This window comes from Kordiimonas marina, assembly GCF_023006325.1.
GTDB classification, from domain to species: domain Bacteria; phylum Pseudomonadota; class Alphaproteobacteria; order Sphingomonadales; family Kordiimonadaceae; genus Kordiimonas; species Kordiimonas marina.
Genome location: NZ_JAINDF010000001.1, coordinates 601,322 through 619,699, shown reverse-complemented (window position 1 = coordinate 619,699; position 18,378 = coordinate 601,322). Strand labels below are relative to the sequence as shown.

The window sequence follows — 18,378 nt, the reverse complement described above, 5'->3', positions numbered from 1 at the left end:
TCAGCCGCGGGCTCTTTGTAGAGTCGCGCGGCTTTGTCTATTGGGGGTAAGCTGTCGTGAAGTCACCTGCGGTTCTGTTCGATATCGGTAATGTTTTCGTGCATTGGGACCCACGATTTCTCTATGAAAAGCTAATTCAAGATTCTGATGAGCTCGATCATTTCCTTGAGCATGTGGTGACGCTCACCTGGCACACGGAACATGACCGCGGCAAACCCTTCGCCGAAGGCGTTTCTGAGCTTTCCGCCCGCTTCCCGGAATATGAGGACCTGATCCGCGCCTTCGACGAACGTTGGGATGAAACCATCGGCCGCCAGATCGAAGGCACCGTCCGCCTGCTGGAGCAGTTGGCGGAAGAAGGGATGCGGGTTTACGGGCTCACCAACTTCTCGGCGGAGAAATGGCCATCCTTCTGCCGGACACACGCCTTTACCGACCTGTTCGACGGTGTCGTGGTCTCAGGCGAGGTTGGGCTTGTGAAGCCGGACCCGCGAATCTTCCAGATCGCCGTCCGACGGTTCGATCTGGACCCCGAGCGCACCTTCTATACCGACGACCGGCAGGAAAATGTGAATGCCGCGGTGGACCTCGGCATGGTCGGCCACCGCTTCACCTCGCCGGAACTTCTGGAGGCGGGCCTCAGGGCCGAGGGCTTCCTCTACTGACGAGCGGTTTGGGAAGGCCGTAAACAAAAAAGCCCCGGCGGATGATGCCGGGGCTTTTTGTATCAAGAGACAGTCTGGTCTCAGTTGTTTTCGTAGCCTTCTTCAAGCTCGTCGCCGCGCACCCAGGCGATATGGAGCACGTTGGTGGCCCCCGGCGTCCCGAAGGGCACGCCTGCGGTTACCACGATGCGGTCGCCGCCCAGGGCGAGCTGGCTGCGGAGCGCCATGCGCTTGGATTTGCCAACCATCTCCTCGAAGGTTGTCACGTCCCGGGTCTTGACCGTATGCAGGCCCCAGACGACGCACAGGCGCCGCGCGACCGTGATCTTGGGGGTCAGCACCAGGATCGGTGCATCCGGCCGTTCCCGCGCGGCGCGGAGCGACGTCGCGCCCGAGTTGGTGAAGGTCACGATCGCCTTGGCGCCGACTGTGCGCGCCACCTGTTTGGCGGCGGCGGTGATGGCGTCTTCCGCCGTGGCCTTGTGGCTCGTGCGTTCGTCGGCGCGGTTGGAATGGTAGCTCGGCTCCTGCTCGACCCGGCGGGCGACGCGGTCCATCACCTGCACGGCCTCGATCGGATAGTCGCCAACGGCGCTTTCTGCTGACAGCATCACGGCATCGGCGCCGTCCATCACCGCGGTCGCAACGTCGGAGACTTCGGCGCGGGTCGGGACCGGCGATTTGATCATCGATTCCAGCATCTGGGTCGCTACCACCACAGGCTTGCCGGCCTGGCGGGCGGAGCGGATGATACGTTTCTGGATGCCAGGGACATTCTCAAGCGGTTCCTCGACACCGAGGTCGCCGCGGGCAACCATCACACCGTCGGCCAGCTCGATAATCTCGTCGAGCGAGGTTACGGCGGCAGGCTTTTCAATCTTGGCCATGATCGCGGCTTTGGTGCCAACGAGACGCCGGGCCTCGGCAACGTCAGCCGGGCGCTGGACGAAGGAAAGCGCGATCCAGTCGACCCCGCACTTGAGGGCAAAGGCGAGATCCTTGCGGTCTTTTTCGGTCAGCGCGGCCAGGGGCAGCACGGCGTTGGGGACGTTCACGCCCTTGCGGTCCGACAGCACACCGGCCACAAGTACGCGGCATTTGGCGTGGTCGCCAGCGACAGTTTCGACCTCCAGCCGGACCTTGCCGTCATCCAGAAGGACGTGGGTGCCAACTTCCAAAGCTTCGAAGATTTCCTTGTGCGGCAGGGAGACGCGGTTTTCATCGCCTTCCTCGCCGGTGAGGTCCAGCGTGAAATGCTGGCCTTCCTTGAGGGCGGCGCGGCCTTCCTTGAACTTGCCGATCCGGAGCTTGGGGCCCTGCAGGTCGGCGAGGATGGCAATCGGGCGTCCGACTTCACGTTCCACGGCGCGGATGGTGTGGACAAGGGCTTCCTTGTCCTTGTGCTCACCGTGGCTCATGTTGAGGCGGAAGACGTCTACGCCTGCGCAAAAAAGTTCTTTCAGGACTTCAAAGCTGCTGCTGGCAGGGCCTAGGGTTGCGACAATACGTGTTTTACGTTGCCGCCTAATGGTGGGAAACTCGGACGTCATTTTGCCTCCATGGGCGATACTTCAGGATATTGAACTTGCCGGTACCGGCTGTTAGGTTTGGCGCACATGCTGCTAGAAACGACCGAGAAGGTCCAGCAATTTCCTTGAATTACATGAAAGCTTCATGTGCGCGTTTGGTGTGTATCGTATGAGCCTTGAGCCTGTCCAGCCCGAAATCCTGAATGAAGATGCTCGCGAAGGGCTCATTATCCTGTGCGACCATGCAAGCAATGTCATTCCTGCGGGCTATGACAACCTCGGGCTGGAGGACCACCACCTGGAAGCCCATATCGCGTGGGATATCGGGGCGGCCGAGGTCACCCGTAAGATGTGCGAGCTGATGGGCGTCTCCGCCGTGCTCGCCCCGGTTTCCCGGCTGGTGATTGACTGCAACAGGGAGCTTGATGCCCATGGCCTCATCCCCGCGGTCAGCGATGACGTGAAGATCCCGGCGAACAGTGACCTTTCCGCGGCGGCCATGCAGGCGCGGGTACAGGCCTATTACGACCCCTTCCATGCGGCGGCCGCCCGGCTCGTGAAAGCGCACCTGGATGCGGGCAAGGTGCCGCTTGTGGTCGGCATGCACAGCTTCACACCCGAAATGGCGGGCGAGGTGCGGCCCTGGCACGCGGGCTTCCTGTGGAACCGGGACCCACGGCTTGCGCAGGCGATGATCGGGCTGCTGGAACGAGAGACCGACCTCGTGGTTGGCGATAACCTGCCCTATTCGGGCAAACAGCTGTATCATACGATGGAACGCCACGGCGCGGCGCATGGCCTGCCGCAAACGACCATCGAAATCCGTCAGGATTTGCTGGCAAGCCCTGGCAATATCGACGCCTGGGCGGCCTTGATGGCCGATGTGCTCGATGAATGCATGAGCCGGCCGGACCTGACGGCGATCAAACATTTTTAAAAAGGGGGATACAGTCATGAGCAACCAGGACGCCATCGAAGCCGCGGTCTTCCGCCGCCTTGTCGACCATTTGCGGATGCGCACGGATGTTCAGAATATCGATCTGATGGGCGTGGGGGGCTTTTGCCGCAACTGCCTCAGCGACTGGTATCAGGAAGCCGCGGAAGCGGCGGGTGCACCGGTGGATAAGGAAACCGCGCGTGAGCGTATCTACGGCATGTCCTACGCCGACTATAAAGCCAAATACCAGACGCCGGCGACCGACGCCCAGCTCAAGCTGATGGATGAAAGCGTCGCCAAGAACAAGGCGCTCAGGGGCGAAGGCTGAGCGGCCGCAAAAAATCTTTCAAAAAAATCACAGGGTGTGTCGATTGGGCGTAAGCTCATTCGTCGCTTGGTCAGGAAGGCCCATTCCGGCCTCCAGAGGACCACGAAGGAGACAGACAATGCGTGTGATGGTTTTTGTCAAAGCCACCGAAGACAGCGAAGCGGGCGTGATGCCTGAGGCCGAACTGTTCGAAGCCATGGGAAAGTTCAACGAGGAGCTTATGAAAGCCGGCATTCTGTTGGCGGCCGATGGGCTGAAGCCGACCAGTGCCGCCAAGCGCGTGGCTTTCGACGGCCCGGGGCGCACCGTGATCGATGGGCCTTTTGCCGAAACCCGCGAGTTGGTCGCCGGGTTCTGGCTGTGGGAGGTCAAGGACATGGCTGAGGCGGTCGAATGGGTTAAGCGCTGCCCGAACCCGATGCCGGGGCCGAGCGAGATCGAAATCCGCCCGCTTTTCGAGGCGGCAGACTTCGCCGAAATTCTGTCACCGGAGCTCACCGAGCAGTACGAAAGCAACCGTGCCGAGCACAAAGGCTTTTGACACCGCTTGGCGCCGCCCTCCTGCGCCGCTAATCTCGGCGTATGACGGAGGCAGATATCCATAAGACGATCGAGACGATCTTCAGGATCGAGCAGGGCCGCCTGATCGGCGGCCTTGTCCGGCTTGTGCGCGATGTTGGCCGCGCCGAGGACCTGGCGCAGGAAGCGCTGGTGGCCGCGTTCAGTGCCTGGCCGAAAGCCGGCGTGCCGGATAACCCCGGTGCCTGGCTGATGGCCACCGCCAAACGCCGCGCCATTGATGGCTTCCGACGCGAAGCCATGCAGGCGCGCAAGCATGCCGAGTTGGCCCACGACCTTGAAGATGCGGACGATGGCACCGAAGCGATTGAGGCAGCCATGGACGACGATATCGGCGATGACCAACTGGCCCTGATTTTCACCGCCTGCCACCCGGTCCTTTCGCCCGACGCGCGCGCGGCGCTAACGCTCAAGCTTATCGGCGGACTTACCACGGACGAGATCGCCCGCGCCTTCCTGAGCACAGAGCCGGCCATTGCCCAGCGGATCGTGCGCGCCAAGAAGGCGCTTGGTGCCGCGGGTCTCAGCTACGAGGTGCCGCACGGAAAGGAGCGTACTGAACGCCTCGCTTCAGTGCTTGAAGTTCTCTATCTGATCTTCAATGAAGGCTATGCGGCAACGTCGGGCGATGACCTCATTCGTCCCGGCCTGTGCGCTGAAGCCTTGCGCCTGGGCCGGGTGCTGGCAGCCGCACTGCCGAACGAGCCCGAAGTGTATGGACTTATGGCCCTCATGGAGTTGCAGGCATCGCGGCTGGGGACCCGCACCGCATCCGACGGTACGCCAATTCCGCTCACGGAACAGAACCGGGCGCTCTGGGACCAGTTGCTGGTCCGGCGGGGCCTTAATGCGCTTGGCCGCGCGCAGGCGCTGGGTGGCGGGCGTGGAGCTTACGCCCTTCAGGCCGCGCTGGCCGCGTGCCACGCCAGGGCGAAAACGGCGGTGGAGACTGACTGGCGCCAGATTGCCGCCATCTATGATGCGCTTCTTGATGTGATGCCGACACCGGTGGTTGCGCTCAACCGTGCGGTCGCCCACAGCATGGCTGAGGGTCCGGAGGCCGGGTTGGCGTTGCTTGCCGAAATAGAAGACGCGCCAGCCCTGAAGGCCTACGCGCCGCTGGCTGCCGCCCGTGGCGATTTTCTGTTCCGCGCCGGCCGGTTCGAAGACGCCAGGGCAGCCTTCGAACATGCCGCAGGGCTCAGCCGTAATGCCGGAGAGAAAGCTTTCCTGATGAAGCGCGCCCTGGCGTGCGGTCAGCCTGCCAAGTAGGCGGCGACGGCTTCTTGCTCCGCTTTTGCCATGAATAGCCCAAGCTTTGACCGGCGCCACAGGATATCCTCGGCGCTCGTTGCCCATTCATGGGTGCGGAGATAGTCGACTTCCGCTTCATAGAGGCCATCACCAAGGTTTCTTCCAAGGTCTGTCAGGTTGCGGGCTGCGCCGATCACCGTCTCCGCCCGCGTGCCGTAAGCCACGGCAAGGCGGTCTGCCATATCTGCGGGCAGCCAGGGGTGCCGGGCCTTGAAGGCGGTCAGGAAGGCGGGGAAGTCGTGCCCCGGCATGTCGCCGCCTGGTAAGGGGGCGTGCGCTGTCCATTCGCCGGCCTCGAATCCCAGCACCGGCTGAAGCTTTTCCATCGCTTCCTCGGCTAGCCTGCGGAAAGTGGTCAGCTTGCCGCCATAGACGCTGAGAAGCGGGGCGGCGTCGGCTTCTATGTCGAGGTCGAGCACATAGTCCCGCGTGGTTTTGGAGACATTGGCCGCACCGTCATCGGCCAGCGGCCGGACACCCGAGAAGGACCAGACGACATCCGCGGGAGTGACCGTCTTCTTGAAATAGGCGGAGATGACCTCACACAGATAGATGGTCTCATCCTCGGTGATCTTCACATCCGCAGGATCCCCCATATGGGCGACATCCGTGGTGCCGATCAGCGTGAAACGCCCGAGATAGGGGATCGCGAACACCACGCGGCCGTCCCGGTTCTGGAGGGTATAGGCTTCCTCGCCCTCATAAAGCGCGGGCACGACGATATGGCTGCCTTTGACCAATCGCACCTTGTGGCGCATATGTTGCTGCGGAGCCAGGCGGCTGCGGAAGATATTCACCCACGGCCCGCCTGCGTTCACCAGCGCCCGCGCCTGATGATGGCGCATGGTGCCGTCCGGGCCTTTCACCTCGATCTGCCACAGGCCGTCTGCCCAGTCGGCGCCCATCACCTCATAGCCCTTGAGGATGGTGGCGCCACGTTCGGCCGCGTCCATCGCGGCAGTGACGACCAGCCGGGCGTCATCGACCCAGCAGTCCGAATATTCGAACCCCTTCTTGAAAAGATTCTGCAGTGGGCCGGGGTCCCGCCTGAGGTTGATCGACCGTGTGGGCGGCAGGTGGCGCCTGCCGCCGATATGGTCATAGAGGAACAGGCCGAGCCTGAGCATCCAGGCCGGGCGCATGGCGCTGTGGTGCGGCAGCAGGAACCGGCGCGGGTGCACGAGGTGCGGGGCGGTCTTCAGCAGCACTTCGCGTTCATGAAGCGATTCCCTGACCAGCCGGAACTCATATTGTTCAAGGTAACGCAGGCCGCCATGGATCAGCTTGGAGCTGGCGGAAGATGTGTGGGCCGCGAGGTCGTCCTTTTCCGCAAGCGTGACCTTAAGTCCGCGTCCCGCCGCGTCGCGCGCGATTCCGACCCCGTTGATCCCGCCGCCAACGACAAAAATGTCGGAAATATCTGTCATAGCTTCCCTCGCTTCGCCCTAGGCCCATACCCTAAGGGCCCCTTTTATTTTGTGCACCGAAAAAGTGAGTTCAAGATTGAACGGTGGGCTGTTCAAGAAGCTTAGTTCCTGCAGGTGCGCCGGGGCACGATATGACAAGGCCGAGGGTCCCTCGGGCGCCTGATCATAAAAGCGGGGGATGCTGTGCCCTCCATGACCGGTAGCCCAGAACCCAGAAAGGCACGGAGGCAAGGGCCGCGATCATCGCCAGCAGGACCCCGAATTCCCCGACCATGGTGACATGGGATGTTCCCTCCGTTGTCAGTGGGTCGAAAATCTTCTGGATGATGAGATTGTGGGCGGCATGAAGTGTCGCAGCGGGCCAAAGGCTGCCGGAGGCCGTCCTAAGCCAGGCAAGGATGCCGCTTATTGAGACGACGAGCAGCATGAAGGAACCTATTTCATAAGCTAGAGCGCCGCCCGCGTGATAGCCGCCGAGTATGACCAGGGGCATGTGCCATAGCCCCCAGACCACGCCGGTAAAAAGCGTGCCTGCAGCAAACCCGAAGGCAGTATTGGTGCGCGGGGCCAGAAAGCCACGCCAGCCTATTTCTTCACCCAGCGCGGTCGCATAATTGCCCGGCATCGCGCCGACGAGCAGGAACAGGACGGAGAACAGCAGACCCGCAGCACCGAATTCCTCAAACCCCGCCTTGGCAACAAAAGCTTTGAGGGTGGCGTCAGAGCCGAGTGTGGCGAGGCCGATGGCGTCGGCCAGGAAATAAGCTATGCCTGCATAGAGGACCGGTAACAGAATAGCCATGGCATGATATTTGGCCTTACCCCACCTCCAGCCAAGGCTGGCCAGCGGCCTTTTGAAAAGGGCGAGGACAATGAAGGCGCTGATCCCTACCGACCACATGCGCAGCGTTATCGCGTAGTGGGGATTGGCTGAATATTCCAGCAAAAGCACATCGCACACGGCCATCAGCAAGACGGCAATGACGATAAAGAGGCCAATTTCCTTGAAGGACTGCCCTTTGGATATGGTTGATGAATTCACGTTCTGTCCTCTGTTCGCTATTGGGGAAAACCACAATATGGAGGACACTGAGACATAAACCGGCTTTCAGGACTATGCCGTTCTTCTTCCCTAAACGTCAAACGGTTTCCGGGTCTAGGGGGCAGGTGCGCCGGTTTGAAGGAATTGCTTGAGCACCTCCGAGGAGGACTGGGTGTTTTCCCGGAACCAGGACTTGAATTTAGCCACCTGCTCGGTTTCTTCCGCACTTTCTGGGGTAATGAAACGATACCAGAGGCCGGAGGCGACAGGCGCCTTGTCGAGCATGATCAAGTCTCCCTTGATCAGATAGTCCAGGATGATGGTCGCACGGCCAATGGCAACCCCCTGTCCCTGAAGCGCGGCCTTGACCGCAAGCTGTGCCAGGTTGAAGAATTTTTCGTAAGGGCAGGCAAAATCCCGGATATGGTTCTGGCGCAGCCAGGTTGCCCATTCATAATCATTTGGCGCGCCGTCCCAGGCCTCCCCATCGTGTAGTAGGGGGACTTTGGCCAGGGCTTTTGCGAGATCTTTCCGCGGCTGAAGCTTCTGCTTGAAGGCGGGCGTGCAGACGGGAACGATTTGTTCTTCCGCGATATTCTCCGCGGTGAGCCCCTGATGCAGGACCGGGGGTTCGTACCGGAGGGCGACGTCAATGCCGCCATGCTGAAAATCTTCCCTGCTCGGCGCTTTGTATTCCGCCAGTATCTTCAGCTTGATGTCGGGGTGCGTGGCGTAAAAGTCATCCAGCCTTGGGATCAGCCAGTCCATCGCCAGGGATGGCGGGCAACTGACGACAAGATCATTCCTGGTCTGTGAAGCGGCCAATTTTGAGACCGCGCTGCTAATCGCTCCGAAGCCATCCGTGGTTCCATTATGCAGGCTGGCCCCCGCCTTCGTCAGGGTGACGCCGCGTGCGTGCCGGTGGAATAGTGGGAGTCCGAGCTGTTCCTCAAGCTGGCGGATGCGTTGGCTGACGGCCGCCTGCGAAACGTTCAATTCTTCCGCAGCGCTACTGAAGGAAAGGTGCCGGCAGACCACATCAAAAAAGAACAGGTTGCCGATCAGGTAGGGCGATATGGTGTTTCCAGATATAAGCATATCTTATATTTCATATAATATTCTATCGTTTGCAAGAAGTTTGCGCCTGATCTAGCAATAAGGTGGACACTGACATACCGGCTCAATCAGTGGCTTGCAATCTACACTTCTTTCCTCATTCCTTGGGGGGAGAAGTGTAGATGCACTATTGTGTCTCGTAATAGATCAAACAGAGATTTAGGCTTATGGCGATCGCCGATGACGTAAAAAGCTATAAAGAAATCTTCTGGCTTAACCCATCACGGCACGGAACGGATTCCGACAGGACTGGTGCTGCCCTGACGCGAGCGGACTTTGTTGATGCCTGCGACCGTTTCAAGCAGATGACCCCGGCCCTGCGCCAGCTGTTCCCGGACCTGGATGCCATCGGCGGTGTCCGCTCGGCGCTTATCCCCGTGCCACGCCTTCAGGACGCGCTTTTTGACGACCCGGATGCCGTGGGTCAGCTTTTCGTCAAAGCCGACCATGACCTTCCGGTTGCGGGGTCGATAAAGGCGCGGGGAGGAATCTTTGAAGTTTTCTCCCATGCGTGGGATTGGGCCGTGCAGAACGGCTATATGACCCGTGAAGACCCTGTTGAACGGCTGTTAAGCCCGGAAATGAAGAAGGTTTTCGCCGACCGTGTGATCGCGGTTGGTAGTACCGGTAATCTGGGGCTCAGCGTCGGCATCGTTGGCCGCGCGCTCGGGTTTCAGGTTGAAGTTCATATGTCGCGGGACGCCAAGGCCTGGAAGAAAGCGCTTTTGCGGGAGCGCGGCGCAACCGTTTTTGAATATGATGATGACTATACCTTTGCCGTGCGGCAGGCAGCTTCCCGCGCCGAGGCCCAAGAACAAACCTATTTTGTCGATGATGAAGGCTCCCGGCTTTTGTTCCTGGGCTACAGCGTTGCAGCGCTCGAGCTGAAGGAACAGCTCTGTGATCTGGGGATCGAGATCGGCGCGACGCGGCCGCTATTTCTTTATCTGCCGTGCGGGATAGGCGGTGCGCCTGGGGGCATAGCCTTTGGCGCGCATCAGGTGTTCGGTGGTCATGCTCATCCCTTTTTTGCTGAGCCTGTCGCATCGCCTTGCATGTTGGTTGAGATGATCAAGGAAACAGGCGGCCCCGTGTCGGTTTATGACTATGGGCTCGATAATGTCACGGAGGCGGATGGCCTGGCGGTGGGGACGGCATCGGTTCTGGCGTCAGGTCTGATGCGGCCGATTTTGTCCGGTATTTTTACGGTCCGCGATGAACGCTTGATGGAAGGATTGTTCCTTCTGAAGGAGACCGAAGGGCTTCGTGTCGAACCCTCCGCGGCGGCGGGTGTGTTTGGGCCAGTTCATCTTTATGGCTCGGCGGCAGGACGGGCTTATTGCATCTGCAACGACCTGGCGGGCCCTATGGCAGACGCCGTTCATGTCATCTGGACCACCGGCGGGCGTTTCCTGCCGGATCAGGACTATGAAGCATTTTTCAGAGAAGGCGCCATAGCCCGCCGGAAAAGAACTGGACGTCAGAAAAATTGAGGTCGGGAAGCCCGGTCAAGCAGCTGATCCGGGCGTCCCCATGGAAGGAAAAGCTATGTTGTTGAAAACGCGGTGGGGTGCTTTGGCGTGTCTGATGTCTGCGGCTTTCCTGGGGGGGCAGGCTGGCGCCGCCGCGCCGCCGCCAAAGTGGGCCGCCGCGGCACAGCTTTTCTCCCACGCCCTGAAAACCGAGCAGACGGCCAAGAAAATTCCGGCCTTGTCGGCGGTTCTGGTCGCAGGCCGGGGGGGCGTTTGGCAGGGCAGCGCGGGTCACGAGGATATCGCCGGAAAGAGGCCTGCCTCGGCCGACAGTGCCTATAGGCTTGGCGCGGTCAGCGAATTGTTCGTGGATGTTCTGGTCCTGCAACTGGCGGAACAAAATAAGTTGGATCTGGACATGCCTGTCCGAAAATACCTGCCGGGTTTTGCGGCTGGCACAGCTGGAAAGACTCCCGTCACCCTCAGGCAGCTTATGGCACATCAGGTGCAGTCGGCCTCAACGGCACGGGTGCTGGCCAAAGTGTTGGAGGCAGTCGAAGGGCAACCCTATGAGGCGATTGCCAAGGCCCGTATTTTTGGTTGCGCGCAGATGAACCACAGCGGCTTCCGTGGGGCGCAGCTGCCGCGTCCCATTGTGGACGGCCAGTATACGTCCTATGACGGTGACCCGGTTACCGCTCCCCGCGGTGATGTGAACCAAGTGGCTGGCGAGGGGGCTTATAGTTCGGCAAAGGACCTGGGCCGCTTTATGGATGCGCTGCTGTCCGGGCGCGGTGAGGCCGGAAAATGCCAGCTTCTCGGGGCTAAGGCGCTTGCCGTCTTGTGGGCCCTTCCTGCATGGAATGACGTGACCAAGCCGGGTATCCATCGGCGGGATGTCGGCGCCGCCGGTTCGGTCAGCTATGGCGGCGCGGTTTATGGCCACAGCGCTGCAGTCCGGTTTGATCCGGTCCGGAAAATCGGTGTGGCGGTTTTAGGTGGCTCCCAGGCGACGCCAGTGGTGGCGCATCTGGCACGCTACGGTGAAAAGCTGATGCAGGCCGCCGCGAAGGGCGCGCCGCTGCCGGACTATATCGTCCCTGACCTGGTACCTGCGGCTATCAAGGAGAAGCTCGCTGGCTATTATCAGGACGGCGGCGAAGGTCTGATCCTGCGCTCGCTTTGGGACAAATTATACCTGGAGGCGGCGTCGGTTACGGCGGAGGTGCGGCAGAAGAACGGTGCCTGGTATCTGGATGATGTCCGTCATTTTTCGCCCGACCTGGTGATCGACCCAGAAGGCCGCTGGGTGCGCCTGAACGGCAAGACATATCAGCGTGCGGTTTGGCAGAAGCCGAAGGCACCCAGTGCCGAGCTTGCTGGGCTGATGGGTGAATATGGCACGCAGAAGGATTTCATCCGCCTCTATCAGTGGGACGGCAAGGCCTATGCCCGCCTTGACGGGCGCTACTATGTGCCGCTCACACGGATTGCTACCGATGTCTACCGCCTGCCTGAAGGCAATGTATATGCCGGGGAAAACCTGATCTTCAGCACGGATGCTTCCGGGCAGGGGGTGAAGGTCGCGTTCCTTGGCCGGGCCTATGCCCGGCATGATTTTGGTGCCGAAGTGCAGGAGAAAGTCCGCGCCGGTGTCCGGATCAATGACAGCCTGCGCACGGGCGCGTTGAAGGCCGTGCCGCCGAAGGGTGAGGGTGGCACCAAAACCCCGGATCTGGTTGAGCTTATCAAGATCGACCCGCGCTTGAAGCTGGATATCCGCTATGCCACGGCCAACAACTTCATCGGCACGCCGGTGTATCCGCAGGCGCGCGCCTTTATGGAACGGCCGGCGGCCCTTGCCCTCCGCAGGGTCGACGATTGGCTTAGGAAGCGGGGCTATGGCCTGTTGATCCATGACGGATACCGGCCGTGGTATGTCACCAAAATCTTCTGGGATGCCACGCCGCAGGACTCGAAAATCTATGTTGCCTACCCGCCTGACGGCTCCCGCCATAACCGGGGTGCTGCGGTGGACCTGACGCTTTTCGACCTGAAAAGCGGCAAGGTTATCACCATGCCCGGCCGGTATGACGAGCTATGGACCCGCTCCTGGCCGCAATATATCGGCGGCAGCGACCTTGAGCGCTGGCACAAGGACCTGCTGCGCCGGGCCATGGAGGAAAATGACTTTAAAATCTATCCGTGGGAATGGTGGCATTTCGATTTCGACGGATGGCAGGACTATCCCATTCAGAACAGGGATTTTCCTGACATACCCGCGAACTGATAACCGGGCGGCGGGGCTTCAGGAGAGAAGCCCTGCCAAGCTGATGCCGATGAAGTTGGCGATGACATAGCCGAAGACACCCAGCATGACGGCGGGTGTGATCAGCTCCTTCCAGGATTTCCCTGCGGCCAGTGCGACGGCGCTGGCCGGCCCGGACGAGCAGGCGTTCGAGGCGATGATGATTTCCGCCAGGTCCAGCTTGAAAAACCATCCGGCCCCGAAGATGGTGACCATGTGGAAAAACAGGATGATCGCGCAGAAGGCCGCAATAATCAGCGCATTCTCGAACATGGCGGCGATATCCGCGCCTGCGCCCACGATGATGAAAAACAGATACATGAAGATGAGGCCGGTTTCATAGTCGCCCTCCAGTTTCTTCATATGCTGGGGGATGGCGTTGGCGATCAGCACCGAGAAGGCGGTGACAAATAGGATATTATAGGTACCGATCCCCAGGTAGGCCGAGAGCGCGTTGCTGGCCGTACAGATGGCGAAGCTGAGCGAAAGCGCGAGCGCGATATGGAAGGGGTTCAGGGCGCTGTGTTCCACGCTGTGCTCGGCTTCGGCATCCGCGCTTTTTTCCGCGCGTTCGATAATGTCGGACGGTATCCAGCGCCTGAGGAAGGTGAACATCGGCATCATGGCCAGAAGCGCCAGGTATAGGACGCCGACAAAATTGTCCGCCGCGACACTGGCTGTCAGCAGGTCCTTGTGCACCCCGAGGGCGGCGCCCACTGCGGCCATATTCATGCTACCGCCGATATAGGTGGCGCTGAAAATCCCGGCCAGGGATGGCGCACTTTCCCCCAAAGGCAGAACATGGACCCCGATGACCGCGCCCACCGTGGTGCCCAGCGCCCCGAAAAGAAAGGCGAGCAACATGCCTTTCGTCTCCGGGATGATCCGGCGAAGGTCAGCCTTGAACAGCAAAAGCGGAATGGAAAGCGGGATGAGGTATGTCCACACAACATCATACGCCGGCGCCGATTTGGGGAGGATGTTCAGGTTGGAAAGCGTCATGGAGACGGCGATGGCCAACATGATACCGGAGACGCTTTTCCCGAGCCGGGTCCTCTCAGCCCAGAAAGCGAAAGCGACAAGGACAAACATCGCCGTCCATAGCGCCATGTCATTGTGGGGTGAGATCAGGGCCTCTGGTTTCATGTCATTTCCTCAAGGTTTGGGACGTATGTCGGATAGGAATTATATTCCGTCTGCACAGGATGGGGCGTCAAGGGCTGCGAATAGAGTACCTATGGTTGTTATTAATGGAAAATATTCGTTCTTTTATAGGTATTTAACCGATATATAAGCCGAATTCCCTCCCGCCTGTGTGAGCGCCTGTATGCAGGTAATATGAATTGACACTTATTATAATAGGAATTATATTTTCTTAAAGGAAATATTGGCGCAATGTTTGACTGCTTGAGCCGAGGTCAAGAGCCAATCCCTGAAGTTCGTGGAGGAACAAAAAATGTGGGAGAGACGCTTTGTCAAACTTGTTCAGGATTAAATATCTGTCCTCGGCTTGCTGTGCTGCGCTGGCGAGTGCGATGATAATGCCTGTGGGGGCTGCATATGCCGCCGCAGATGGTGCCGCGGTAAAGGCGGGGGATGCGAAGAAGCCGGGGACTGAAGTTGCCCTGGAAGAAATCGTTGTCACCGCAACCAAACGGGCTGTGTCGCTGCAGGATACGGCCATGTCCATTTCGGCTTTGACCGGGAAGACGCTCGACAATATGGGGGCGGACAACTTCGTGGATTATGCCCGCAGCCTGCCGTCTGTGTCCTTTGTTGACCGGGGGCCGAGCCGCAAGAAAATCGTCATTCGGGGTATCTCGAGCGGTGTGAATGCCGAAACCCAAACTACCGGTGTTTATTTTGATGAGGTGCCGGTTGGGGCTGCGTCCAGGAACCCGGACCTGAAAATATTCGATATCGAACGGATTGAGGTCCTGAGGGGCCCGCAGGGTACCCTTTACGGGGAAGGTTCGATGGGCGGGACCATCCGCATCATCACCAACAAGCCCGATCTGGAAAACTTTGCCGCCGATGTGCAGGGAACCTATTCCAGCACCCATAAGGGCGGCAGCAACTATGCCCTCAACGGTATGGTCAATATCCCGATCGTCAATGACAAGCTGGCGGTTCGCGCTGTCGGCTATTACCGGAACTTTGACGGGTATGTGGATAACGTGACCCTGGGTCTCAACAATGTGAACAAGGAGGAAACCTGGGGTGGCCGGTTTGCTGCCCGGCTGAAGGCCAGTGACAGCCTGATGCTGACCTTCAATATTATTCACCAGGACTCCAAATACGATGCCATCGGGCACTATGACCCGGCCATCGGGGACCTGAAGCAGAACCAGAAGTATCTGGAATATACCAACGACAAATTCACCGCCTATAACCTGACGTTGGACTTGGACCTAGGTTGGGCGAACCTGAATTCGTCAACGTCCTATTTCGACAGGCAATTCGCGAACCTGCGTGACCTGTCCCCGCTTCTGGGTGGTATTCCGGCCTATCTGGAAAATACCGAGCCTGATACCTCCTGGGTGCATGAAACCCGCCTCGTGTCGCAGAATGATGGTCGGTTCCAGTGGATCGCCGGTGTCTTCTATAAGGACGGCAAGGGGACCTTCAACCAGCTTGCGGAAGCGGCGTTTTTCCCTGGGCTGTCGACAGACCCCCTTACCCTGGTTGAGGCTTCTATCCCGACAACCACCCGGCAGGTCGCCCTGTTCGGTGAGGCGTCCTATGACCTGACCGACAAATTGAAGGCCACGGTTGGGCTGCGCTGGTTCGACATCAAGGTTGAAGATTCCAGCTACACCTCCGGTCTTCTGGTCGGTCCGGCGACGACTGTGAATACGAGCGTGGCGGAAAATGGTGTTACACCCAAATTCCTGCTGTCGTACCAGGCGTCTAAAGACTTCATGCTCTATACCACCGCGGCAAAAGGCTTCCGCCAGGGCGGAACGACCGGGCAGGGTAACCCGCCTGACCCCGATACGGGTGAGCCGTCACCGACGTCCTATGATTCCGACAGTCTGTGGAGCTACGAGGTTGGCGCGAAGAGCACTTTACTCGACGGCCGCATGACCCTGAACCTTGCCGCTTTCTATGTGGACTGGTCGAACATTCAGGTGACTGTCCTGCGTTCGGACGGCTTCTCCTTCACCGCTAATGCGGGCAAGGCCAGCAGTAAAGGTGTTGAAGCCGAGATGACCCTGCGGCCGATGGAAGGGCTCGATATCTCCCTGTCCGGGTCCTACACCAATGCGCAATTGGAAGAAGACCAGCCGCTCCCTGGTGATGGCAAGAAGGGCGACAATATCCCGGGTGTGCCGGATGTGAACCTGGCAGCGCTTGCCCGCTACAGCTTCGCGCTGACGGACAGTGTGGATGCCTTCGTTCAAGGCAGTGTCCAGCATGTCGGCGCGTCCCGGAACGGCTTTGCGACTGCAACCGGCACCGGCGGGGTCGCTGCGGCGGACGCGCAACCAGCCTATACCATGGGCAACGTCCGGGCCGGGGTGATGATGGGTAACTATGAAATAGACCTCTTCGTCGACAACCTCTGGGATGAGCGTCCGGTCAACCTGTTCAACCGTTTCATGGGCGATGTCCGTATCCAGACAAGCCGCCCGCGGACATTCGGTGTGTCTGTCAAAACCCGGTTCTAACCTCAGGGTTTGATAGTCTGTGACAGTCAGTGGTTTCGGGCCGGTTCGCCGGCCCGAGTTTTCTTCCTTTTATGGAGACCTTCCGTGCATAAGATATTGGCTCTGGTTTGTTCGCTTTTGGCCGCGGTATCGCTTTCAGGCCCAAGGGGCGCAAACGCCGAGACACCCAACCTGGATGATCACGCAGCCCTTGAAACCTTTGTCGATGGTGTCGTCCGGGCGCAGCTGGAGGCGCTGGACATTCCCGGCGCGACCGTGTCGATCGTCAAGGACGGCAAGGTTATCCTGGAAAAGGGCTACGGTTATGCCCGGGTGGCCGAGGGCGCGCACGTTCGGCCGGACAGTACCCTGTTCCGCATCGGCTCGACCTCCAAGCTCTTCACCTGGACGGCGGTCATGCAGCTCTATGAAGAGGGCAAGCTGGACCTGGATGCCAACGTCAACAAATATCTGAAGACGTTCCAGATCCCCGACACGTTTGACCGCCCCATCACCATGCGGGATATTCTGTCCCATTCGGCGGGGTTCGAGGATGGGGGCCTCGGCTATCTGATCGCGGCGGGCCAGGATCAGGTCATGCCGCTCAGGAAGGCTATGGCCAAATATATGCCGGAACGGATTCTGCCGCCGGGGAAACTGTCGGCCTATTCGAACTATGGCGCCGCGCTCGCGGGCCTGATTGTCGAAAATATCAGCGGGATGCCGTTTGACGATTATGTCGCGGCCCATATCTACAAGCCCTTGGGCATGACCCATTCGACCTTTGTTGAGCCTATCCTCGCCCCGCTGTCGGCTGATGTGGCCTCGGGGTACGCGCGGGAAGAGGGTGTCTTCAAGGCGCAGGGGTTTGAATATATCAGCAGTTTTGCGCCTGCGGGTTCCATGTCCTCCACCGCGGATGATATGGCGAAATTCATGCTGGCCCATTTGCAGGACGGCGCCGGTATCCTGAAGCCTGAAACGGCGAAGCTGATGCACAGCCGCCTGTTCGGTGTCGACAAGCGGCTGCCGGGGATGGCCTACGGCTTCTACCAGGAAGACGAAAACGGTTTCCGGCTGATCGGCCATGGTGGCGATACCGATAATTTCCATACCAACCTGGTGCTGGACTTCACTCACAACCTCGGGATCTTCATCTCCTTCAACAAGGTGGATGGCCGGCAGGCCAGAAGCCAGTTCGTGCGGGAATTCTATGACTATTATTTCCCGGTGAAGGAAGCGCCGCTGAAGGCGCCCGCGGACTTTAGCGCGAGGGCCGGATCGTATGTTGGCAGCTATTTCATGTGGCGTTCCAACTTCAGTACTATTGAGAAGGTCCTGGGCCTGCTTTCACAGGTGAAGGTGAGTGCCACGGACGACAATCACCTGCTGGTGTCGGGCCTCGGCCGGGACCGGCAGTTTGTCGAGGTCGACCATAATCTCTTTCACGAAGTGGGCGGGAAATTCCGCCTGTTCTTCGAAACGGATGGCACCGGTAAAGCCGTCACCCTGCATATGGCCAACTATCCGTTCCTGACATGGGGCCGGTCGCCCTTCTATTACAGCGCTTCCTTCAATTTCCCGTGGCTAGGCCTGTCGCTCTTCTTGCTGGTGACCGTTCTGTTGGCGGCGATCTATAAGAGGCGGGTTTACAAGGCGGAGCCTGTGTTCGAACGGCGGGCCATTCGTGTCTCAACGGCAACGTCTGTGCTGCACCTGTTGTTCTGGTTGCTGGCGGGGCTGATGATGGCGGTCGATGGCAGCCATATCTCCGCCCGTCTGCCGGTGTACCTGGGCTATCTGCTGACCGTGCCCATTCTGGCATCTCTCAGCTCGCTCCTGCAGGCCTTTGTGGCTGTGCGTGTGTGGCGCAGCCGTGAATGGGGTGTCAGGCGGAAGCTGCACTATACGCTCGTCACGGCGTCCGCCTTGTTTCTGGTCTGGTTCTATTATTTCTGGAATATCCTCGGCTATCAGTATTTCTGATCAGCCGACGGCATCGTTTCCCGTG

The 18,378-nt window shown here is 59.5% G+C and carries 14 protein-coding genes; 9 read left to right on the top strand and 5 right to left on the bottom strand.

Annotated features, from left to right (window positions below):
* Positions 1 to 56 precede the first annotated feature (56 nt).
* On the top strand, positions 57 to 665 hold the full coding sequence (locus K6118_RS02810; RefSeq protein WP_247118694.1) for an HAD family hydrolase: 609 nt from the start codon (positions 57 to 59) through the stop codon (positions 663 to 665).
* A gap of 80 nt (positions 666 to 745) precedes the next feature.
* Here K6118_RS02810 and pyk read toward each other — a convergent pair whose 3' ends face one another.
* The gene (pyk, locus tag K6118_RS02805; protein ID WP_247118693.1) at positions 746 to 2,215 is read right to left on the bottom strand and encodes a pyruvate kinase; all 1,470 of its coding nucleotides are present in this window, start codon (positions 2,213 to 2,215) and stop codon (positions 746 to 748) included.
* Between the two features lie 148 nt (positions 2,216 to 2,363).
* Here pyk and K6118_RS02800 point away from each other — a divergent pair, with 148 nt between their 5' ends.
* The 4 genes from K6118_RS02800 (at position 2,364) to K6118_RS02785 (ending at position 5,310) form a co-directional block, all read left to right on the top strand.
* A complete protein-coding gene (locus K6118_RS02800; RefSeq protein WP_247118692.1) occupies positions 2,364 to 3,131 on the top strand; it encodes an N-formylglutamate amidohydrolase in 768 nt (255 codons plus the stop codon).
* Positions 3,132 to 3,147: 16 nt separating this feature from the next.
* Positions 3,148 to 3,459, top strand: coding sequence for a DUF1244 domain-containing protein (locus K6118_RS02795; RefSeq protein ID WP_247118691.1), 312 nt, complete (start codon positions 3,148 to 3,150; stop codon positions 3,457 to 3,459).
* Positions 3,460 to 3,577: 118 nt separating this feature from the next.
* Positions 3,578 to 4,000 (top strand): YciI family protein, encoded by a 423-nt coding sequence (locus K6118_RS02790; protein WP_247118690.1) that lies wholly within the window; start codon positions 3,578 to 3,580, stop codon positions 3,998 to 4,000.
* Positions 4,001 to 4,041: 41 nt separating this feature from the next.
* The gene (locus K6118_RS02785) at positions 4,042 to 5,310 is read left to right on the top strand and encodes an RNA polymerase sigma factor (protein ID WP_247118689.1); all 1,269 of its coding nucleotides are present in this window, start codon (positions 4,042 to 4,044) and stop codon (positions 5,308 to 5,310) included.
* On the opposite strand, the gene glpD is transcribed toward K6118_RS02785, so the two are convergent.
* The 3 genes from glpD to K6118_RS02770 all read right to left on the bottom strand — a co-directional run bounded on the left by glpD (position 5,295) and on the right by K6118_RS02770 (position 8,919).
* Positions 5,295 to 6,779 carry a glycerol-3-phosphate dehydrogenase gene (glpD, locus tag K6118_RS02780; RefSeq protein WP_247118688.1) on the bottom strand — a complete coding sequence of 495 codons (1,485 nt, stop codon included), beginning with the start codon at positions 6,777 to 6,779 and terminating at the stop codon, positions 5,295 to 5,297. The genes K6118_RS02785 and glpD overlap by 16 nt on opposite strands.
* A 163-nt stretch (positions 6,780 to 6,942) precedes the next feature.
* Entirely contained in the window at positions 6,943 to 7,821 is an 879-nt protein-coding gene (locus tag K6118_RS17480) for a CPBP family intramembrane glutamic endopeptidase (RefSeq protein WP_247118687.1), read from the bottom strand.
* Between the two features lie 114 nt (positions 7,822 to 7,935).
* A complete protein-coding gene (locus K6118_RS02770) occupies positions 7,936 to 8,919 on the bottom strand; it encodes a LysR family transcriptional regulator (RefSeq protein WP_247118686.1) in 984 nt (327 codons plus the stop codon).
* 185 nt (positions 8,920 to 9,104) lie between these two features.
* Here K6118_RS02770 and dsdA point away from each other — a divergent pair, with 185 nt between their 5' ends.
* Positions 9,105 to 10,430, top strand: coding sequence for a D-serine ammonia-lyase (gene dsdA / locus K6118_RS02765; RefSeq protein ID WP_247118685.1), 1,326 nt, complete (start codon positions 9,105 to 9,107; stop codon positions 10,428 to 10,430).
* A gap of 94 nt (positions 10,431 to 10,524) precedes the next feature.
* A complete protein-coding gene (locus K6118_RS02760; protein WP_247118684.1) occupies positions 10,525 to 12,699 on the top strand; it encodes a serine hydrolase in 2,175 nt (724 codons plus the stop codon).
* 18 nt (positions 12,700 to 12,717) lie between these two features.
* Here the strand turns inward: K6118_RS02760 and K6118_RS02755 are convergent, their stop codons facing one another.
* The gene (locus K6118_RS02755; RefSeq protein ID WP_247118683.1) at positions 12,718 to 13,863 is read right to left on the bottom strand and encodes a DUF819 family protein; all 1,146 of its coding nucleotides are present in this window, start codon (positions 13,861 to 13,863) and stop codon (positions 12,718 to 12,720) included.
* Positions 13,864 to 14,252: 389 nt separating this feature from the next.
* On the opposite strand from K6118_RS02755, the gene K6118_RS02750 reads away from it, so the two are divergent.
* On the top strand, positions 14,253 to 16,388 hold the full coding sequence (locus K6118_RS02750; RefSeq protein WP_247118682.1) for a TonB-dependent receptor: 2,136 nt from the start codon (positions 14,253 to 14,255) through the stop codon (positions 16,386 to 16,388).
* 84 nt (positions 16,389 to 16,472) lie between these two features.
* Positions 16,473 to 18,353, top strand: a complete 1,881-nt coding sequence (locus tag K6118_RS02745) for a beta-lactamase family protein (RefSeq protein ID WP_247118681.1) — start codon at positions 16,473 to 16,475, stop codon at positions 18,351 to 18,353.
* Positions 18,354 to 18,378: the final 25 nt, after the last annotated feature.

Excerpts from the sequence above, each read along its gene's own strand:
- K6118_RS02760 (WP_247118684.1), top strand. The coding sequence starts at position 10,525 with ATGTCTGCGGCTTTCCTGGGGGGGCAGGCTGGCGCCGCCGCGCCGCCG.
- K6118_RS02790 (WP_247118690.1), top strand. The coding sequence starts at position 3,578 with ATGCGTGTGATGGTTTTTGTCAAAGCCACCGAAGACAGCGAAGCGGGC.
- dsdA (WP_247118685.1), top strand. The coding sequence starts at position 9,105 with ATGGCGATCGCCGATGACGTAAAAAGCTATAAAGAAATCTTCTGGCTT.
- K6118_RS02795 (WP_247118691.1), top strand. The coding sequence starts at position 3,148 with ATGAGCAACCAGGACGCCATCGAAGCCGCGGTCTTCCGCCGCCTTGTC.
- pyk (WP_247118693.1), bottom strand. The coding sequence starts at position 2,215 with ATGACGTCCGAGTTTCCCACCATTAGGCGGCAACGTAAAACACGTATT.
- K6118_RS02750 (WP_247118682.1), top strand. The coding sequence starts at position 14,253 with ATGATAATGCCTGTGGGGGCTGCATATGCCGCCGCAGATGGTGCCGCG.
- K6118_RS02800 (WP_247118692.1), top strand. The coding sequence starts at position 2,364 with ATGAGCCTTGAGCCTGTCCAGCCCGAAATCCTGAATGAAGATGCTCGC.
- K6118_RS02770 (WP_247118686.1), bottom strand. The coding sequence starts at position 8,919 with ATGCTTATATCTGGAAACACCATATCGCCCTACCTGATCGGCAACCTG.
- K6118_RS02755 (WP_247118683.1), bottom strand. The coding sequence starts at position 13,863 with ATGAAACCAGAGGCCCTGATCTCACCCCACAATGACATGGCGCTATGG.
- K6118_RS02785 (WP_247118689.1), top strand. The coding sequence starts at position 4,042 with ATGACGGAGGCAGATATCCATAAGACGATCGAGACGATCTTCAGGATC.
- glpD (WP_247118688.1), bottom strand. The coding sequence starts at position 6,779 with ATGACAGATATTTCCGACATTTTTGTCGTTGGCGGCGGGATCAACGGG.